This window comes from Paenibacillus sp. FW104-T2 (assembly GCF_058789975.1).
On sequence record NZ_JBYTCE010000002.1, the window covers coordinates 230,635 to 247,003 of the forward strand.

Here is a 16,369-nt window from a genome sequence, read left to right on the forward strand (position 1 = left end):
AAAATAAAAAAAGCCAGGCATCTCTGAATGATGGGACAAGCCTGGTTTTTTGCTGTATAAAATCCTTTTTTTAGTTATTGAATAAAGAACTTATGTTCGCATATAATAGGTAATACAAACAAACGTTCTTATCGGAGGGATGATTATGCTGGGGAAATATATTGGCCAGATGGTGGAGCTCGTGTACATGGATCGTGCAGGACATATTACGCAGCGTCAGATTCGTATTAACAGTGTGCGAGGTGGGAGAATCCGAGCATCTGCAGGAGCAGATGGATCACCCCGGACATTCCTGGAGCAAGGTATTCTGGCATGGCGTCCTATCCTTCATAAGGACGGGAAGGCGGGCATATGTTAAACGATTTTGAACGGAAGATTTTACGAATTATCGTTAATTATGCTGGGCAGCGACGACGTATGCCCCGAATGGATGAGCTGGAGAATAAGACGGGGCGAAGCCGTGACCTCATTCGCGAATCATTGCTTGAACTGGAGCGCAGACAGCATATTAACTGGGCCGATAAGTCGACGCTGGAAGGAATACAAATCTTGCAGGCATGGGAACAGGATCCGCAGCCGATCCGCAAGAGTCAGCCTGCTGGAGATGCCGTTAAATATTTTTTGGAATACTAGGGAAACTTTATTGCGAAATGAAAAAACGCCAATCCGGGATAACGGACTGGCGCTTGCTTCGTTATTGCACATCGTTCATATATTCAGAAAGTGGGGAGTTGATCCAGATTGTTGGTCGGGTCGCCGTCCGCATCGCCGCGAATGTACATTTCCCCGTCCTTACCTTTAAACACATTCACACCCGCTATGGATCCTGCCTGTACTTCTGCCAGCGCTTGTTGATAATCAAGTATGCGTCCAGATGAGGTTTGAAAGCCAGTCAGATCACCGTCGCCATTCTTTTGTACTGCTGTGAAGCTCTCACGTGTCGTCTGATTCATCATGTCACACTCCTTATCTGAGGAAATGAGAATTTGAGTTCCCCTTTAGCCTGTCCGAATCGAAGAAAAGTATGCATGACATCGTAGAACACTTGTAAAACACGTAAATTCACTGAAGGATAGGGTTTACAGACTCTTTCTCATGCGTACGTGCAGAATGTCGGCATCATAAAAAGGTTCCTCCGAGATCACTTCATATCCGAGCTTCTCATAAAATTTCTGGGCTTGACATTGCGCATCCAGTACAGAGTAAGTCAAGCCAAGCTCCCGTGCCCGCTCTTCCATGGCTAGCAGGAGTACACGTCCATAACCGAATGAACGGTGGGATTGAAGCACAGCGATTCGCTGCATTTTGGCCGTATCCTTGCTGTAATAGATAAGTCGTCCTGTAGCTACAGCCTGTCCGTTCGTACTTAATAAAACATGATGTACATCAGGACTGATGACATCAAATTGATCGATTTCAATCTCGGCAGGCACCTGCTGCTCGATGACAAAAACGTCATGGCGGATGCCCAATGCTTGCTGGAGCTGTTCATCTGTCGTTACATAACTAATTTCGGCTGCCAATTCCATTCCTTCTTTCTGCTCTTGAGCGACATATCAGACTGCATTATACAAAAAATCGCTTTTCCTGTATAGTTGAGTCTGGAACATATTGGGAGAGGGGCGAAGAGGATGGGCGTGGCAGGAATTATGACCATTACACTCTTGATGTCTGCCGGAATGATCGCTTTATTATATTACGTAACCAAGAAAGCCTACTCCAGAAAGTGGGATGAGGATGAGTGATAACATGCAAGAGTGTCAGGGCAAAAGTTCACTGTTTCCCTGAGGCGAATAGACGTCTTCATGGACAGATTTCGAGTAGACATCAAGCCAAACAGGCAGGTCATCCGTTACATTCGGTTGCTGTAGTTGTTGAAATCGCACGGTATGTTCTTCCCGTTCCAGACTGCAGCCGGAGATCACGAGAATAAGTATGGTGAGGGGGAGAATGAAGCCCCATTTTTTGCGATAGGTCCAGGATTTATGGGAGCTTGCGTGTGGCATAGAAGTCACCTCTTTGATGAAATGGTAATCATTCCTTAGTGTGCTCCAATCTCCACAAAATATAACCAATAAACCATTGACATTGTAGGCGTTTACTTGGTATGATACTGTTACTTCATTCGAACAGAATAGGTTATCATGATCTGTTAGCTCAGCTGGGAGAGCACTATCTTGACAGGGTAGGGGTCAGTGGTTCGAGCCCACTACAGATCATAACGAAATGCCCTTGCGTAGCAAGGGCTTTTTTCTTGTTTGTTTTGAAAATTCACTAAAAAACTTAAATCATACTTAGAGGCAATAAACTAAGAAAACGAAGTGTTGAAGTCGCCAATATGGCGGCTTCTTTTTTTATAACAAAATAATTATTTACAAACAAAATTAAATTGTGTACAATCAAATTGTAAACAATAATTAAACGAGATTATTTTATCAAATAAAATTCAATGATGAAGAGGAGAAATGACAATGAAAACTCTATATGAAACGACAGTAATCAATACAGGTGGACGTCAAGGGATCGTACAATCACCAGATAACGTATTTATGCTGGATGTAGCTGCACCGCCGGAGCTTGGTGGTAAAGTGACTACGGCTACGAATCCGGAGCAGCTGTTTGCAGCAGGATATAGTGCATGCTTTAACTCTGCTTTGGAGTTTCAATTGAAGAAACACAATGTGGAAATTGAGCGAAGCACCGTATCTGCAACGGTTATGCTTGTTACAGATCCTTCGGACAACGGAGTGAAGTTGGAAGTGGAGCTGGAAGTGAAAATTGAGGGTCTTGACGAAGAGACAGCCCAGAAATTTGTCAAACTTGCCCATGACTATTGCCCATACTCCAAAGGAATCAGAGGCAATGTGAATGTAACTCTGGAGATGGCGTAACAATCAATACGAACTAAGAACACCTTCAAATGTCTGTCCCATTGCCATTGCAAAAAGGGGAAAGGACAGAGTTGAAGGTGTTTTTTTTTATTATAGTGGTCTAAGGGTAAAGCTTGGAGGTTGAAGGTTGAAATATACCCATATGGGGTATATTATAGGATATCTAGATTCGCATTTCAAAGGAGAGTAGACATGAAAAAATACGTAATGATGATGGTATCTCTACTGATCACCGGAAGTCTGATAGTAAGTGGTTGCGGTAAAAATACGGAACAGAATAGCGGCAATGGCAGCGGAGACAGCAATAACAGTCATACAGCCACTACAGGAGAAATGCACCATTCGGATTCAGGAGAGCTGCCGCAAGGGCTTATGGAAAAGGTGGATCCTACCTATCCCGTTGGCAGCCAGGTTATCATGAGTGCCGACCATATGTCCGGTATGAAAGGGGCAACCGCCACGATTGTTGGGGCCTATGAAACGACCGTTTATGCTGTTACGTATACACCGACAACGGGAGGAGAGCCGGTGAAGAATCACAAGTGGGTGATCCAGGAGGAAATAAAGGAGCCCAACGATAAGCCCTCTAAAGATGGAGCAGAGGTTGTATTGGATGCCGATCACATGCCCGGTATGAAAGGGGCGAAAGCCACCGTTGATTCCGCTAAACAGACGACAGTGTATATGGTGGATTACATTCCGACAACTGGAGGAGATCTGGTGAAAAATCATAAATGGGTTACAGAGGATGAGTTATCCGCTGAATAGATAACAGAATCTACTATGAGATTAATCAATTCTTTAACTCAATTCTGGGTTACAATGGAACTTGAAGGCGGAACTTAGCTGCTGGAAAGGGGAATGTATATGATGGATTTTAGCAAACCACCGCATGCCTCAGAGACAGAAACACACAGCCAGCGTCATCAGGAGCGTGAACAACAGCTTATATCGGGTGGAGGTAAAGGCATTTGGTGGGAAATCACCAACTGGCTGATTCTTGGAGGAATTCTGGTTGTCCTATTCTTACTGTTCAAGTATGTTTTCTAAATAAAGAAGCGATTAGATGAAGAGTCCCTTTGCTGGGGCTCTTTTTTGCTGAGTGAAGAGCATTTATCATTAGAGTGACAAATGACAAAAATCAATATTTGTCATTTGTCATAAACCGTGATATTCTAACTTTACGATGGAGGTGACAAATGGGTGGTTAATCTAACCATCTTAAGGATATGACCAAAGACAAAATTTCTGAATTTCTGACCAAAGAGCAGATCATTAGAGCCACGCAGGAAACCATCCGGCGTTTTGGTGCTACCAAAACCTCCGTTACAGATGTAGCCAAATTGCTTGGAGTCAGCCATGGAACCATTTACAGGCATTATGCCAGCAAGAAGGAGTTGCTTGAAGGTGTAACGGCACAGTGGTTGGAAGATGAGATTATCGCTCCACTTGCGAAGGTCGTAAGCGTACAGATCGAAGCTGGAGAAGGAATACAGCATCTCAAAAAATATATCGAAACCTTAAATCACCTTAAACGGCACTATGCAGAATCAGACACAGAGTTATTTGATATGTATGCCAAGGTTACACAGGAATCGGCAGAACTCATTTACAGACATGTGGAGCAGTTAACACAGCATCTCGCCGAGATTATACAGCAGGACCAGCAGCTTCGTTTCCCGAAACCGAACAAGGTTGCTGCAGGAATTTTACACGCAACAGCTCGCTTTCATCATCCCGCACATGCGTATGAATGGCATCGTGAGACCATCGATGAGGAATTCGAGCAGGTTTGGTTGCTGATTGAGCAAGGTGTATTTCATCTGAAATCAGGGAGGAAGTAATCTTATGACAAATTTATCAGGTAAAGTTGCCATCGTTACTGGATCATCACGCGGAATTGGACGGGCTATAGCGCTGCAGCTCGCCGAGCTTGGCGCAGACATCGTCATCAACTATGCGAGCAGTCCAGACAAGGCAGAAGAAGTGGCAGAACGAGCTCGGCAAAAGGGTGTCCGTGCGATCACGATCCACGCAGATTTGGCACAAAAGAATCATGTGGAGCACTTATTCGCCGAAACGGTGAAGCAGCTGGGCAAAGTGGATATTCTGATCAACAACGCAGGAGTGATGAAAACGACACCTTTGGCGGACGTTACCGAGGAGGAGTTTGACCAGCAATTTGCGATTAATGTGAAGGGGACGTTCTTTGCCTGTCAACAAGCTCTGAAAATCATGGAAATCGGAGGACGAATCGTGAACTTTTCCACCTCCGTAATTGGCCAGATGTTTCCCGGATATAGCGTGTACGCAGGTACCAAGGGTGCAGTGGAGCAATTTACTCGACAGTTCGCGAAGGAATTCGGCTCCAAACAGATTACGATTAATGCAGTGGCACCTGGTCCGGTGAATACGGAACTGTTTGCCGCTGGCAAGACAGAACAGCAGCTGGAAGGGCTGCGCAAGATGAATGCATTTGGTCGCTTGGGCGAACCGGAGGACATTGCAAGTGTTATCTCTTTTCTTGTCAGCCCTGAATCGCAGTGGGTCACCGGACAGACACTGCGTGTAAACGGTGGTTTTATCTAACGATTTCGCAAGAATAGTCGTTCGGCATTGACACCAAACCGGGCGAATCCCCATATGATGCACTACATTAGTAAGCACTTGCGGAAATGGGGAATCCGGGATGGCAAAGGCCAAAGGTAAAAAAGCACCAGCGTTGAAGAGTGACAAACTCCGTGTGTCCATGAAATTGGTCACTTCAGATGTGTGCGAACGGTGCAAGACACCCTGTACACGAGGCATGGAATACGCTGCACGCATGCGGACGGCTGGAGCCGTAGGGAAAGGCGTTCCTTGCATCCTGACTCGGCACACGACTTCCTAGTGTCTTTTCAGGCTGAAGTTTCCCAGAAATAATTCGTATAAGCTCGTATTTACAACAACCATACTACAGAGGCGTTCTCGAAGGAGAAGGGCCTCTTTTTAATTGTTCCAAGGGGTGGGAAATTTTCTGGATAAAAAATGAAAAATGATGAAAAACAGCGCAACTTTGTAGTTGAACCTGCAGTATAAATGTACAACAGCTTGCAGCAGGGGAGGGAATATTGACGGAATGAAATGGAAAAGAATATTGCTGTGTGTCACGGTATTCTCCTTGCTCGGCGGGTCTTTATTGTTTGCGGATTCCGTGAACGAAAAGGTTCGGGTGCTCATTAACGGCAAGGAAGCAGCTGACGGAGGTTACCTGATCGATGGAACGACCTATGTACCTGTGAGAGAAGCAGGCGGGATCGCCAAATGGGATAACAGCAACAAGCGAGTAACGGTGATTAAGCCGAATGTACATATTTTTCTGTTTAAGGGAGACACCGTATTTGGCAACGTGAACGTTGGCAAATTGAAATTCAATGTGTTTTCTCAAGTGGACAGCTTAACAACGGATGTAGCCGCAGTGAAGGTGACCATTACCAATCCGAGTGGCCAGGTGAAGGATATTCAATCCCAGGAGCTCAAAACCCAGAAAGATAATTTCTGGTTCCGGACTTACGATTTTACGTATGATTTCAGTCGTGCTGGCAAATACCAGGTTGGTTTTCATATTAAAGAAAATGCAAACAGCAACTACGTTCTGGTGGCAGAGAAAATCATTACCGCACTGAACGAATGAGGCGAAAAATAACGTTGCTGAGTAAATTGACCTAGCCTTGCGAACATGTTACGATATGCAAGGTTACACAATTTCTATTTACAAAGCGAGGTATATCAATGAGCGATCACACACATGAACACGGCGATGCCTGCGGCTGCGGTCACGACCATGACCACGACCACGAGCATGAAGAAGTTCTTCTGACTCTGACAGACGAGAACGGAAATGACGTGGAGATGGTTTTGGTGGAGACGTTTGACGTGGAAAACCATGTTTATGCGCTCCTGCTGGAACGTAACAATCCTGAAGCTGACGGCATCATTCTGCGTATGGAAGAAGAAGACGAGGAAATGGTGCTCTACAATATTGAAGACGAAGCCGAGTGGAACCGCGTTGAAGCGGCATACAACGAGCTCGTCGCAGGACAAGAGTAATTTTTTCTTATGCAATAGAACAACGGGGCTCCTTGATCTCAAGGGGTCTTTTGTTTGTTTTCACGCTCTAAAAAAGCAACAAAAAAGGGCCAAGCCGGAGCTTGGTCCTTCAATATCATTACCCATGGGGGTAGGATCATTAGAGTAATCCTTTAGAAAATCGCATCTGCTTCCACAATGACTTTCACATTGGTGACACTGCGGTCTTCGGGGCCTTTTACAGGCAATCCAACCTCTACATGGTCGATAATGTAATCAATATTTTCTTGCGTAATAACCTCACCCGGCAGCAGAATCGGAATTCCAGGCGGGTATACGTAGATGAATTCAGAGATAATACGTCCTGCAGATTCTTTAAAAGGAATGACCTCCGTATCCCCGTAGAATGCATCACGCGGTGTGAGCATCAATTGTGGAACGTCAGGAACCTTAACCACAAGTTCATGTGCAGGGTTAACCTGATAATACGTACGGGACAGATCTTGAAGTGCGTTCAGCAAGATGTCCACCGATTCATCCGTATCGCCAGGAGTGATCAGGCACAGAATATTATACATATCACTGAGCTCGACCTCAATATTGTAATGTTCACGCAGCCAGTTCTCGGTCTCATAGCCTGTGATGCCAAGATGACGGACATGAATGGTTACTTTGGTTGGATCATAGTTAAAGGTTGCCTCCGTACCGAGCAGCTCTTTGCCGAAGCAGTACAAACCGTCAATATCGTTAATGGTACGTCTCGCGAATTGGGCCAGATCAATGGCCTTTTGCGCCATTTCGTGACCGTGCAGCGCCAGATTGCGTCTTGACGTATCAAGTGAAGCAAGCAAGATATACGAAGTGGACGTCGAAGTCAGCATACTGAGAATCGTCTGTACACGCTGCGGATTCACAAATCCGTTCTTGGTGTTCAGATTCAGCACGGAACTCTGTGTCATGGAACCGCCAAGTTTGTGCACACTTGTTGCAGCCATATCCGCTCCGGCAGCCATTGCAGACAACGGCAGTTCCTCATGGAAATGAATGAGTACGCCATGTGCTTCATCCACAAGTACAGGCACTTGGTAGCTATGTGCGAGTTCGACAATCTCTTTTAGGTCTGTACATACACCGAAGTACGTTGGATTAATGACCAGCAATGCCTTGGCGTCCGGATGACGCTCAAGCGCACGTCGTACAGCACCTGTAGTCACGCCGTGGTCGATACCGAGGTTGGCATCCTGTGCGGGAGATACGAAAACAGGCTTCGCTCCTGAGAAAATAATGGCAGACATGACCGATTTATGAACGTTGCGGGGCACAATAATTTTGTCACCCGGTTCGCATACCGACAGAATCATAGTCATGATTGCACTGCTTGTGCCTTGCACACTAAAATAGGTATGATCGGCTCCGAATGCATCGGCTGCCAGAATCTGCGCTTCCTCAATGACACCGGTTGGCTGATGAAGATCATCCAGCGGAGCGATGTTGATCAAATCTATGGAGAGGGCATTATCGCCGATAAATTCACGAAATTCGGTATCCGTTCCCAATCCTTTTTTATGTCCCGGGATATGAAATTGCACCGGATTGAGTGCCGCATGGTTTTTTAAAGCGGTAAACAGCGGCGTACGGCGGTGATCCATCAGTGCTGTCACAACCTTTCCTGATAAAATGTCAAACAAAGATGAGTATAGCAAATTAGGAACCGAATGCAAGCGGTAGGCTTGACAAATTTTCAAATTGCTAAGATTTGGGCGTATCCCTGACGGTTACAGTATGGATAGGAGATGGGCCGGTGAACACCGAAAGGGGAATATGAAATGCAGACAGAAATTAAACCAGTCAAAATTTTGCGCTCACCATTTTTCATCGCGATGTGGTTAACGCTTTTCTTGGTTGAAGTGATTAAAGGAGCACTGCTGGTGGCCGTCCTGCCAGTGTATATGGATAATATTTTGGGATTGTCCGCAGGGGTGATTGGTGTAGCCTTTGCCCTTCAATACCTGGGTGACAATCTGTTCAGGGCACCATCGGGCTGGGCAGCAGAACGCATCGGTTTTCGTGCAACGATGGTGACGGCCCTGATCTGTACATTGATTGCGGTACTCATGATCATATTTTTCAAAAGTGCATTTGGACTGGCTCTGGCCTGTCTGATTCTTGGTGTGGGGACATCACCGCTCTGGCCCTGTGCCATGACGGGGGTGACTGCCCTGTCAGGACCTCAAAACAAAAACGGAACAGCGATGGGGGCACTGGAAATGGCCGCTTTGGGTGGAACGGGACTTGGACCGATCGGCATGAACTGGCTGCTTGAGCGTACCGACCACGATTATCGTACCGTATTTCTTGTCCTTCTTGGCTGTGCCGTCCTCGTTATTTTGGTCGCCATGATTCTACCAGGACGGGTGGTGGTGGAAGAACAGCAGCATACAGTAGGGGAAACGACCGCAAAAGCGGTTAAATACCCGCCGAAGCCTCATCTGCTTACACCTTTAATCAGGCTCAAAAACAGTGTACAGGGGACCCTGCAGCGGGTGCGCAGCACGCTTAATGTCAATCCGCTGGTATACCCTGCCCTGTTTATGCAGTCCTTTGTTATAGGCCTCCTCAGTCCGGTTATTACGTTGTATACCCGAACTGACCTTCATATTTCACCAAACCTGTATAGTCTGCTGTTAATCGCAGGCGGCGGTATAACGGTGATTGCCCTGCTTCCAGTGGGTAAAATGGTGGATCGATTCGGGACATCGATATTTCTGCATATGGGCTTTTTACTCGCCTCTGCAAGTCTGTTTGCCTTTGCGTCCATTACATCCATTCCGATTGTTTTCGGCATCGTTATGATGGTAGGGGTTAGTTATGCCATGATTTTACCTGCCTGGAATACCTTCGTGGCTACTCTCATACCGAAGGGGGAGCGAGGGGCCATCTGGGGATTTTTCCTCACCCTTCAGGGGTCCGGCATGGTTGTGGGCCCCATCGTTTCGGGGTTGTTATGGGACCACATCAGCCACCCGGCTCCATTTATCGGAAGTGCTGTTGTTATGGCCGGGCTTGCGGTTGTGCATTTTGTGTTATCGCGAAGACCGTATCGCACAGCACCTGCCAAATGAACATAAAAAGGAGTTCCTATACCGGGTTTAATCCGGTGTTGGAACTCCTTTTTCTATATGCAAGCCACAACATTCAGAACATGGTTACTGTTTATAAATGTTAATGGACCCATTTTTCTGAGCGACTTAAGCAAAAGACATCTTGTACAGCGGGAGGAGCGTCTGGAATGTGGAACGGACCGTTTCCATGAACTTGTCTCCGTCTGCAAGAAGCGGAATATCCCGATCCCTGCGCAGACCGCACATCACCTCGGCTTTTTTCCCCTTTTTCAGCTTGCTAATGATTTTATCAAAATCCTCAAACTTGAAATACATCAAAATCGTTGTCGTTAAAACCCGAGAAATTCATCTGTATTCCTCCATTTCGCGTCCAGTATATCATGAAATTCGGGGGCTTGCCCCTGTGCATTCGCGGAAACATCGATTCCACTGTAGGATTCGATGAAAAATAGTCAAATAACCAAGTACCCTTACATAAAATGAAGTATAAAATAGGGTAAGCCGATACGGAAGAAGCAATGAATTAAGCACGGGAAGAAGAGGACCGGTAACACATCCGGTACAAATGGAGGGGAGTGCCGTGAATAAGAGTTATGAAGTTGAATATTGCAATCTGGAGCTGCGGTTCAACCGTCGGCATATCCAAAATTTGATCAAAGACCTTATTCGTGAAGGGTATTCACTATATTGGAGCGAGGATGAATCCTTTTTTATTCTGTCTGTCCGCACCGGGCGCAAGCTGGTAAAGCTCCGTTTTCAACAGACACGCAGCGGGAACTACAAGATGACAGGTGACTACATCATTAAGGACGCCAAGCTGGCAGAATGGCTTGAGAAGCTGATAGGGGATACACGCGGGCATGCTGTCGTTAAACGTTTCAAGGATCAGCAGATGACGGTGGAGAACATTCTGTTTGGTGAGGTAATACGTCTCGTGGAAGTTTCCGGCTTCAAACAGCGTGTCATTTTTCAAAAGGAACCCGCGCCGACGGCGGAGGAGATGGAAGAGATGTTTCTATCGCGAGAAGGGGAGGAGCGTCTCATGCTCCTGCGGATGGAAATTGATGATGAACTGGAGCGTCTGTACGCTGCCATTCAGATGGACAATACAGAGAAAGCAGACATCTGCCGAGAGACATTAAAGCGTCTGTCCGGGCACATGCTGATGCTCGAAGGTTGAGCAGGAAGACCGTATTTATGAAAATACGATGAACACCTCAGATATTTGGGGTGTTTTCTCGTTGCGCAGCAGGAGTACGGGGTTCACTTCCATGCGTAAAACCGTTAAAATGGGGGTATTGTTGAGAGTCAATTTCAATAAAATTAATTGGAGCAAAGGATGGAGGACCCAGATGGCAAAACAACAGATCGGTGTCATTGGACTTGCAGTAATGGGCAAAAATTTGGCCCTTAACATTGAAAGCAGAGGCTTCACGGTGTCGGTATTTAACCGTTCCCCGGAGAAAACCAATGATCTTCTGAAAGAAGCTGAAGGCAAAAACCTCACAGGCACGTTCTCCATTGAAGAGTTCGTGGCATCCCTGGAATCCCCGCGCAAAATTTTGATCATGGTACAAGCCGGTAAAGCGACGGATGCAACCATTGAGCAATTACTGCCTCACCTGGATGAGGGCGACATCATTATTGACGGAGGGAACGCCTACTTCCCTGATACCCAGCGCCGCAGCAAAGAGCTGGAGGAAAAAGGCATTCGCTTTATCGGTACCGGTGTATCCGGCGGTGAAGAAGGCGCGTTGAAAGGTCCTTCCATTATGCCGGGCGGACAGGAAAGTGCGTACAAGCTGGTTGAACCGATTCTGACAGCCATCTCCGCCAAGGTTGGCGACGATCCTTGTTGTACATATATCGGACCGGATGGTGCCGGACACTACGTCAAAATGGTGCATAACGGTATTGAATACGGAGATATGCAGTTGATTGGTGAGGCATACCACCTGCTCAAATCCGTTCTGAATGTTTCCGTTGAGGAATTGCACGAAATCTTCACAGAGTGGAATCAAGGCGAACTGGACAGCTATCTGATCGAGATTACGGCAGATATCTTCTCCAAATACGATCCGGAAACCGGCAAACCGATGGTTGACGTTATTCTGGATGCGGCTGGACAAAAAGGAACAGGTAAATGGACAAGCCAAAGCGCGCTGGATCTCGGCGTACCGTTGTCCATGATTACAGAATCCGTATTCTCCCGTTTCCTGTCCGCGATGAAGGACGAGCGTGTAGCTGCGAGCAAAATCCTGAATGGACCGAAAGCCGAAGCGTTCTCCGGCGATAAAAAAGCGTTCATTGAAAGTGTACGCAAAGCATTGTTCGCAAGTAAAATCGTATCCTATGCACAAGGCTTTGCCCAAATGCGTGCGGCTTCCGACGAGTATGGCTGGGATCTGAAATACGGTAACATCGCCATGATCTTCCGCGGCGGCTGCATTATCCGTTCACAGTTCCTGCAAAACATCAAAGAAGCTTATGACAAAGATGCAGCACTCAAAAACCTGCTTCTGGATCCATACTTCCAAAATATCGTTGAATCCTACCAGGATGCGTGGCGTGAAGTTGTAGCAGCTGCTGTACAGCAAGGTATTCCGGTACCTGGCTTCTCCAGCGCGCTTTCCTACTACGACAGTTATCGTACAGAGCGTTTGCCTGCAAACCTGCTGCAAGCGCAGCGTGACTACTTCGGCGCTCACACGTTCAAACGTGTGGATAAAGAGGGAAGCTTCCATCACAACTGGATGGAATAATATATATTTGTTCATTCGCAGCTTCTACAGCTTTAATATCAGGTTGGGGTGCTCTCCCTGTTCGTTTGGGACACCCTTTCTTGAAGAATGGCCTGGAGTTCCGGTATGCCGGATACTTCCGGGTCATTTTTCATGATACGTCTGTTTTCCAACAGACCTATTGTGGCCTTCCCCCGTTAGCAGGGCTGTGTTATGATAGGACAAAAGCGCTCATGAAATGCTTGAAATAAAGGAGTGTACACCCTTGAGCAAGTCTAACAATATTATTCTCATAGGCATGATGGGAACCGGCAAATCAACGGTAGCTGACCTGCTCGCCCGTGAGCTGGGTTACAAGCTGATCGATGTGGACACCGCGGTGGAGAAAGAGGAAGGCTGTACGATTCCGGAATTGTTCACAAGCAAAGGTGAGTCGTATTTCCGTGATGCTGAGAGCCGCATGTTATGTTCGATTCTGGAAAAGAAGTCGCAGGTGGTCGCAACCGGAGGCGGTGTGGTACTACGTTCTGATAATTGTGATGTAATGTCGAAGAACGGCTGGATTGTTGCGCTGACTGCTGATCCCGCAGTAATTGTACAGCGCGTAAGCGGCGATGATAAACGTCCTCTTCTGGCAGGCAATGCAGAGGAGCGCATTCATACCATTATGAAGGAACGGAAGGACGCTTATAAATTTGCACATTACACAGTGGATACAACCGAGTTATCCGCAGCTGAAGTGTCCCGTCTTATTTTAGCGCATTACCGCGTCTAAGCTTGTGTTCGCTGCATTTTGATGTCTATTACGACCTCAAGTATTGGGGGAGTTACAACTGTGAAGCAGATGATAAGGAGCAATGATTTGGTGGGAATATAACAAAACGGGCCAGATGGCCCGTTTAAAACTGACTGTAGCGGAGCGGAATCCAAAGGCTACAGGGGAAATTGCCTTTTTGCGATTCCTGATAACGCTGTGTTGGGTTTCTGCTCCAGATTACTTAGTCTTCCTGCTGCCATTGCAGCATGCCGCCAACCATGTTGGTGCAGCCTGCATAACCAAGCTGCTGCAGGTACTCGGCGGCACGCTCGCTGCGGTAACCGCTGCGGCAGATCAGAATGATCTCGCCGGACTTTTCGATTTCGGACAATCTGTCAGGAATTTGTCCCAGCGGGATGTGCTTGGCTCCTTCAATCATGCCTTGCGCGACTTCCTCGTCCTCACGAACGTCTATCATCTGAAGCTTCTCTCCTGCCTGCAGGCGGCGACGCAGCTCGGATGTTTCTATTTCAGCTATTTGAGTCATCATTCAGGTCCTCTTTTCTGTATGGACTTAACGCCTATAATGATACCCAAGCTATGTGGGGGATGTCAATTTAGCGAATCGACTTCGTTTTATTTGTAACAAATATATAAAGCAGATTAATCTGATCAATGAAGGAGAATTTCATCCATGGACGTAATTGTTAAACCAACCCCTACACTGAATGGGGAAATTGGAGCCCTTTCCTCCAAAAACTACACTACCCGCTATCTGCTCGCAGCAGCACTGGCAGAAGGTACAAGTACAATTCATTATCCGGCCCACAGCGAAGACAGTGATGCAATGCGCAGATGTATCCGTGATCTTGGAGCCGTACTAGAAGAAGATGACAGCAAGATCGTCATTCAAGGCTTCGGCAGTCATCCTCGTGATGTGCGCGAGTTAAATGTAGGCAACGCAGGTGCAGTGCTTCGCTTCCTGATGGGCGTAACCGCGCTCTGCCCTGAAGTTACCTTTGTGAATACCTATCCGGACTCACTCGGTAAACGTCCGCATGACGACCTGATTGATGCTCTTGGCCAGCTTGGTGTTGAAGTGCAGCATGAACAAGGACGACTGCCGATCACGATCAAAGGTGGTAATGCCAAGGGCGGGCATATCCGTGTGTCCGGATCAGTAAGTTCCCAGTATTTGAGCGCATTGCTTTTTGTTACTCCGCTTCTTGCAGAAGACAGCACCATTGAAGTGTTGAACGACCTCAAGTCCAAAGTGGTAATCGGTCAAACACTTGAAGTGCTTGAACAGGCAGGAATCGTTATTCATGCGAGCGATGATTACATGTCTTTCCGCGTACCTGGTGGTCAGGCTTATCAACCGCAAACGTATACCGTTCAAGGAGACTATCCTGGTTCGGCCGCAGTTCTGGCTGCAGCGGCGGTTACTCAATCGGATGTGAAGATTCTGCGCCTGATGGAACAGAGTAAACAGGGGGAGCGCGCGATTGTTGACGTTCTGCGAATGATGGAAGTGCCGCTCACGCATGAAAATGATGTGGTACATGTACAAGGTAACGGAACCTTGAAAGCCGTAGAATTTGACGGAGATGCAGCGACGGACGCTGTTTTGGCGATGGTAGCCGCGGCTGTATTTGCGGAAGGGACCTCACGGTTTTATAATGTAGAGAACCTGCGCTACAAGGAATGTGACCGAATTACGGATTACCTGAACGAGCTGCGCAAGGCAGGGGCAAACGTGGAAGAGCGCCAGGCCGAGATTATCGTTCACGGACGTCCGGAGGGCGTCGAAGGCGGCGTAGAGATTAATGCTCACTTCGATCATCGCGTTATCATGGCATTGACCGTGGTTGGCCTTCGTTCCAAAGAGCCGCTTCGTATTCGGGATGCACACCACGTAGCCAAGTCCTATCCTCAATATTTTGATCATTTGCAGGCGCTTGGCGCCTCGGTTCAATGGGTAAAAGAGTAAAATAACACGTTTAAGAGGTTGTTCAAAAAGTCCGCTTTTGATTACGAAGGATGCCTAGCGGCATCATCAGCATCGAATATGGAATTCAGCCGAAATGTCCGTTGCTCACGTAGTTTTCCCTACGCTCCGCTACTCCATTTCTAGCTTCATCCCATCTTCTCGGTACTGAAAACTGGTCTTTTTGAACACGCACTTTAAGCAGAAAAGGATGGTGCTTGAACATGGAATTTAACAACCCAACTCGCGAAGAAATTGGGCAACTTTTACGCAAGGCAGGCAACATCGCAGTCGTCGGCTTATCGGACAAATCGGATCGGACATCCTACATGGTTGCAGAAGCCATGCAGAGTAGAGGATATCGGATCATTCCGGTTAATCCACAAGCACAGGGAGAGATCCTTGGTGAGAAAGTATATGCAACCCTCGCGGATATTCCCGAGCCCGTGGATATTGTGAATGTGTTCCGTCGCAGCGAATATACACCGGAAGTAGCTCGTGAAGCCGCAGCCATCAAAGCAAACGTCTTGTGGCTCCAGCTTGGCATTCACAATGATGAGGCTGTACAGATTGCGGCTGAGAACGGAATGACAGCCGTAACGAATCGCTGCATCAAGGTGGAGGACTCCATCGTTCTGCGCGGTGCCGGACGCGGTTAAGCGAATATGGAATAGACTGGATCCCGTTAACTTCAAGTTAACGGGATTTTTCTGTGTTTAGAGCTGCGAATGCTCCTTCGCTTTAAACTGCTTTCTTGCCTTAAGATTGTAGCTGTGGTGGTCATTTGGTCGCTAGTCATAAGA

General features: G+C 47.1%; 22 protein-coding genes and 1 tRNA gene. 17 read left to right on the forward strand and 6 right to left on the reverse strand.

Translation table 11 applies throughout. From position 1 onward, the window contains the following. Positions 1–145: 145 nt before the first annotated feature. Both AC3WQ3_RS03830 and AC3WQ3_RS03835 read left to right on the forward strand, forming a co-directional pair. Entirely contained in the window at positions 146–358 is a 213-nt protein-coding gene (locus AC3WQ3_RS03830; protein WP_127537831.1) for a hypothetical protein, read from the forward strand. Next, positions 352–633 (forward strand): hypothetical protein, encoded by a 282-nt coding sequence (locus AC3WQ3_RS03835; protein ID WP_336780610.1) that lies wholly within the window; start codon positions 352–354, stop codon positions 631–633. The genes AC3WQ3_RS03830 and AC3WQ3_RS03835 overlap by 7 nt, the downstream gene beginning before the upstream one ends. Positions 634–716: 83 nt before the next feature. Here AC3WQ3_RS03835 and AC3WQ3_RS03840 read toward each other — a convergent pair whose 3' ends face one another. The 3 genes from AC3WQ3_RS03840 to AC3WQ3_RS03850 form a co-directional block, all read right to left on the reverse strand. After that, positions 717–953, reverse strand: coding sequence for a DUF3892 domain-containing protein (locus AC3WQ3_RS03840; protein WP_336780835.1), 237 nt, complete (start codon positions 951–953; stop codon positions 717–719). 126 nt (positions 954–1,079) lie between these two features. Next, positions 1,080–1,523 carry a GNAT family N-acetyltransferase gene (locus AC3WQ3_RS03845; RefSeq protein WP_095290183.1) on the reverse strand — a complete coding sequence of 148 codons (444 nt, stop codon included), beginning with the start codon at positions 1,521–1,523 and terminating at the stop codon, positions 1,080–1,082. A 237-nt stretch (positions 1,524–1,760) separates the two neighbouring features. Beyond that, a complete protein-coding gene (locus AC3WQ3_RS03850) occupies positions 1,761–2,006 on the reverse strand; it encodes a hypothetical protein (RefSeq protein WP_492471492.1) in 246 nt (81 codons plus the stop codon). A 140-nt stretch (positions 2,007–2,146) separates the two neighbouring features. Between AC3WQ3_RS03850 and AC3WQ3_RS03855 the strand changes: the two genes are divergently transcribed. The 9 genes from AC3WQ3_RS03855 to AC3WQ3_RS03895 all read left to right on the forward strand — a co-directional run bounded on the left by AC3WQ3_RS03855 (position 2,147) and on the right by AC3WQ3_RS03895 (position 6,980). Next, positions 2,147–2,219 (forward strand) — tRNA-Val (locus tag AC3WQ3_RS03855). Positions 2,220–2,471: 252 nt separating this feature from the next. Beyond that, positions 2,472–2,891: an organic hydroperoxide resistance protein gene (locus AC3WQ3_RS03860; protein WP_095290080.1), complete on the forward strand. Its 420-nt coding sequence runs from the start codon at positions 2,472–2,474 to the stop codon at positions 2,889–2,891. Between the two features lie 192 nt (positions 2,892–3,083). After that, the gene (locus AC3WQ3_RS03865; RefSeq protein WP_492471493.1) at positions 3,084–3,659 is read left to right on the forward strand and encodes a YdhK family protein; all 576 of its coding nucleotides are present in this window, start codon (positions 3,084–3,086) and stop codon (positions 3,657–3,659) included. Positions 3,660–3,761: 102 nt separating this feature from the next. After that, entirely contained in the window at positions 3,762–3,941 is a 180-nt protein-coding gene (locus AC3WQ3_RS03870; protein ID WP_492471494.1) for a hypothetical protein, read from the forward strand. Positions 3,942–4,120: 179 nt separating this feature from the next. Then, positions 4,121–4,735: a TetR/AcrR family transcriptional regulator gene (locus AC3WQ3_RS03875; RefSeq protein WP_492471495.1), complete on the forward strand. Its 615-nt coding sequence runs from the start codon at positions 4,121–4,123 to the stop codon at positions 4,733–4,735. 4 nt (positions 4,736–4,739) lie between these two features. Beyond that, positions 4,740–5,480 (forward strand): SDR family oxidoreductase, encoded by a 741-nt coding sequence (locus AC3WQ3_RS03880; protein WP_492471496.1) that lies wholly within the window; start codon positions 4,740–4,742, stop codon positions 5,478–5,480. A 100-nt stretch (positions 5,481–5,580) separates the two neighbouring features. After that, positions 5,581–5,781, forward strand: coding sequence for a hypothetical protein (locus AC3WQ3_RS03885; protein WP_095359404.1), 201 nt, complete (start codon positions 5,581–5,583; stop codon positions 5,779–5,781). A gap of 228 nt (positions 5,782–6,009) precedes the next feature. Then, positions 6,010–6,564 carry a stalk domain-containing protein gene (locus AC3WQ3_RS03890; protein WP_095359403.1) on the forward strand — a complete coding sequence of 185 codons (555 nt, stop codon included), beginning with the start codon at positions 6,010–6,012 and terminating at the stop codon, positions 6,562–6,564. Positions 6,565–6,662: 98 nt separating this feature from the next. Beyond that, positions 6,663–6,980: a DUF1292 domain-containing protein gene (locus AC3WQ3_RS03895; RefSeq protein WP_095290091.1), complete on the forward strand. Its 318-nt coding sequence runs from the start codon at positions 6,663–6,665 to the stop codon at positions 6,978–6,980. Positions 6,981–7,132: 152 nt separating this feature from the next. Here the strand turns inward: AC3WQ3_RS03895 and AC3WQ3_RS03900 are convergent, their stop codons facing one another. Continuing rightward, the gene (locus tag AC3WQ3_RS03900) at positions 7,133–8,608 is read right to left on the reverse strand and encodes an aminotransferase class I/II-fold pyridoxal phosphate-dependent enzyme (RefSeq protein ID WP_095290184.1); all 1,476 of its coding nucleotides are present in this window, start codon (positions 8,606–8,608) and stop codon (positions 7,133–7,135) included. Positions 8,609–8,785: 177 nt separating this feature from the next. On the opposite strand from AC3WQ3_RS03900, the gene AC3WQ3_RS03905 reads away from it, so the two are divergent. Then, on the forward strand, positions 8,786–10,081 hold the full coding sequence (locus AC3WQ3_RS03905) for an MFS transporter (protein WP_492471497.1): 1,296 nt from the start codon (positions 8,786–8,788) through the stop codon (positions 10,079–10,081). A gap of 126 nt (positions 10,082–10,207) precedes the next feature. On the opposite strand, the gene AC3WQ3_RS03910 is transcribed toward AC3WQ3_RS03905, so the two are convergent. After that, complete coding sequence (locus tag AC3WQ3_RS03910; RefSeq protein WP_492471498.1) at positions 10,208–10,396, reverse strand: DUF1054 family protein; 189 nt, start codon at positions 10,394–10,396, stop codon at positions 10,208–10,210. A 265-nt stretch (positions 10,397–10,661) separates the two neighbouring features. Here AC3WQ3_RS03910 and AC3WQ3_RS03915 point away from each other — a divergent pair, with 265 nt between their 5' ends. The 3 genes from AC3WQ3_RS03915 (at position 10,662) to AC3WQ3_RS03925 (ending at position 13,597) form a co-directional block, all read left to right on the forward strand. After that, positions 10,662–11,261 carry a YkzI domain-containing protein gene (locus AC3WQ3_RS03915; protein WP_127537838.1) on the forward strand — a complete coding sequence of 200 codons (600 nt, stop codon included), beginning with the start codon at positions 10,662–10,664 and terminating at the stop codon, positions 11,259–11,261. A 172-nt stretch (positions 11,262–11,433) separates the two neighbouring features. Next, complete coding sequence (gnd, locus tag AC3WQ3_RS03920) at positions 11,434–12,843, forward strand: NADP-dependent phosphogluconate dehydrogenase (RefSeq protein ID WP_127537839.1); 1,410 nt, start codon at positions 11,434–11,436, stop codon at positions 12,841–12,843. 244 nt (positions 12,844–13,087) lie between these two features. Continuing rightward, positions 13,088–13,597, forward strand: coding sequence for a shikimate kinase (locus tag AC3WQ3_RS03925; protein WP_336780615.1), 510 nt, complete (start codon positions 13,088–13,090; stop codon positions 13,595–13,597). A gap of 223 nt (positions 13,598–13,820) precedes the next feature. Here the strand turns inward: AC3WQ3_RS03925 and AC3WQ3_RS03930 are convergent, their stop codons facing one another. Continuing rightward, complete coding sequence (locus AC3WQ3_RS03930; RefSeq protein ID WP_095290189.1) at positions 13,821–14,126, reverse strand: rhodanese-like domain-containing protein; 306 nt, start codon at positions 14,124–14,126, stop codon at positions 13,821–13,823. Between the two features lie 147 nt (positions 14,127–14,273). Between AC3WQ3_RS03930 and aroA the strand changes: the two genes are divergently transcribed. Together aroA and AC3WQ3_RS03940 are read left to right on the forward strand one after the other, a co-directional pair. Further along, positions 14,274–15,569 carry a 3-phosphoshikimate 1-carboxyvinyltransferase gene (gene aroA, locus AC3WQ3_RS03935; protein ID WP_127537840.1) on the forward strand — a complete coding sequence of 432 codons (1,296 nt, stop codon included), beginning with the start codon at positions 14,274–14,276 and terminating at the stop codon, positions 15,567–15,569. A 221-nt stretch (positions 15,570–15,790) separates the two neighbouring features. Continuing rightward, entirely contained in the window at positions 15,791–16,225 is a 435-nt protein-coding gene (locus AC3WQ3_RS03940) for a CoA-binding protein (RefSeq protein ID WP_095290193.1), read from the forward strand. The last annotated feature ends 144 nt before the right edge of the window (positions 16,226–16,369 follow it).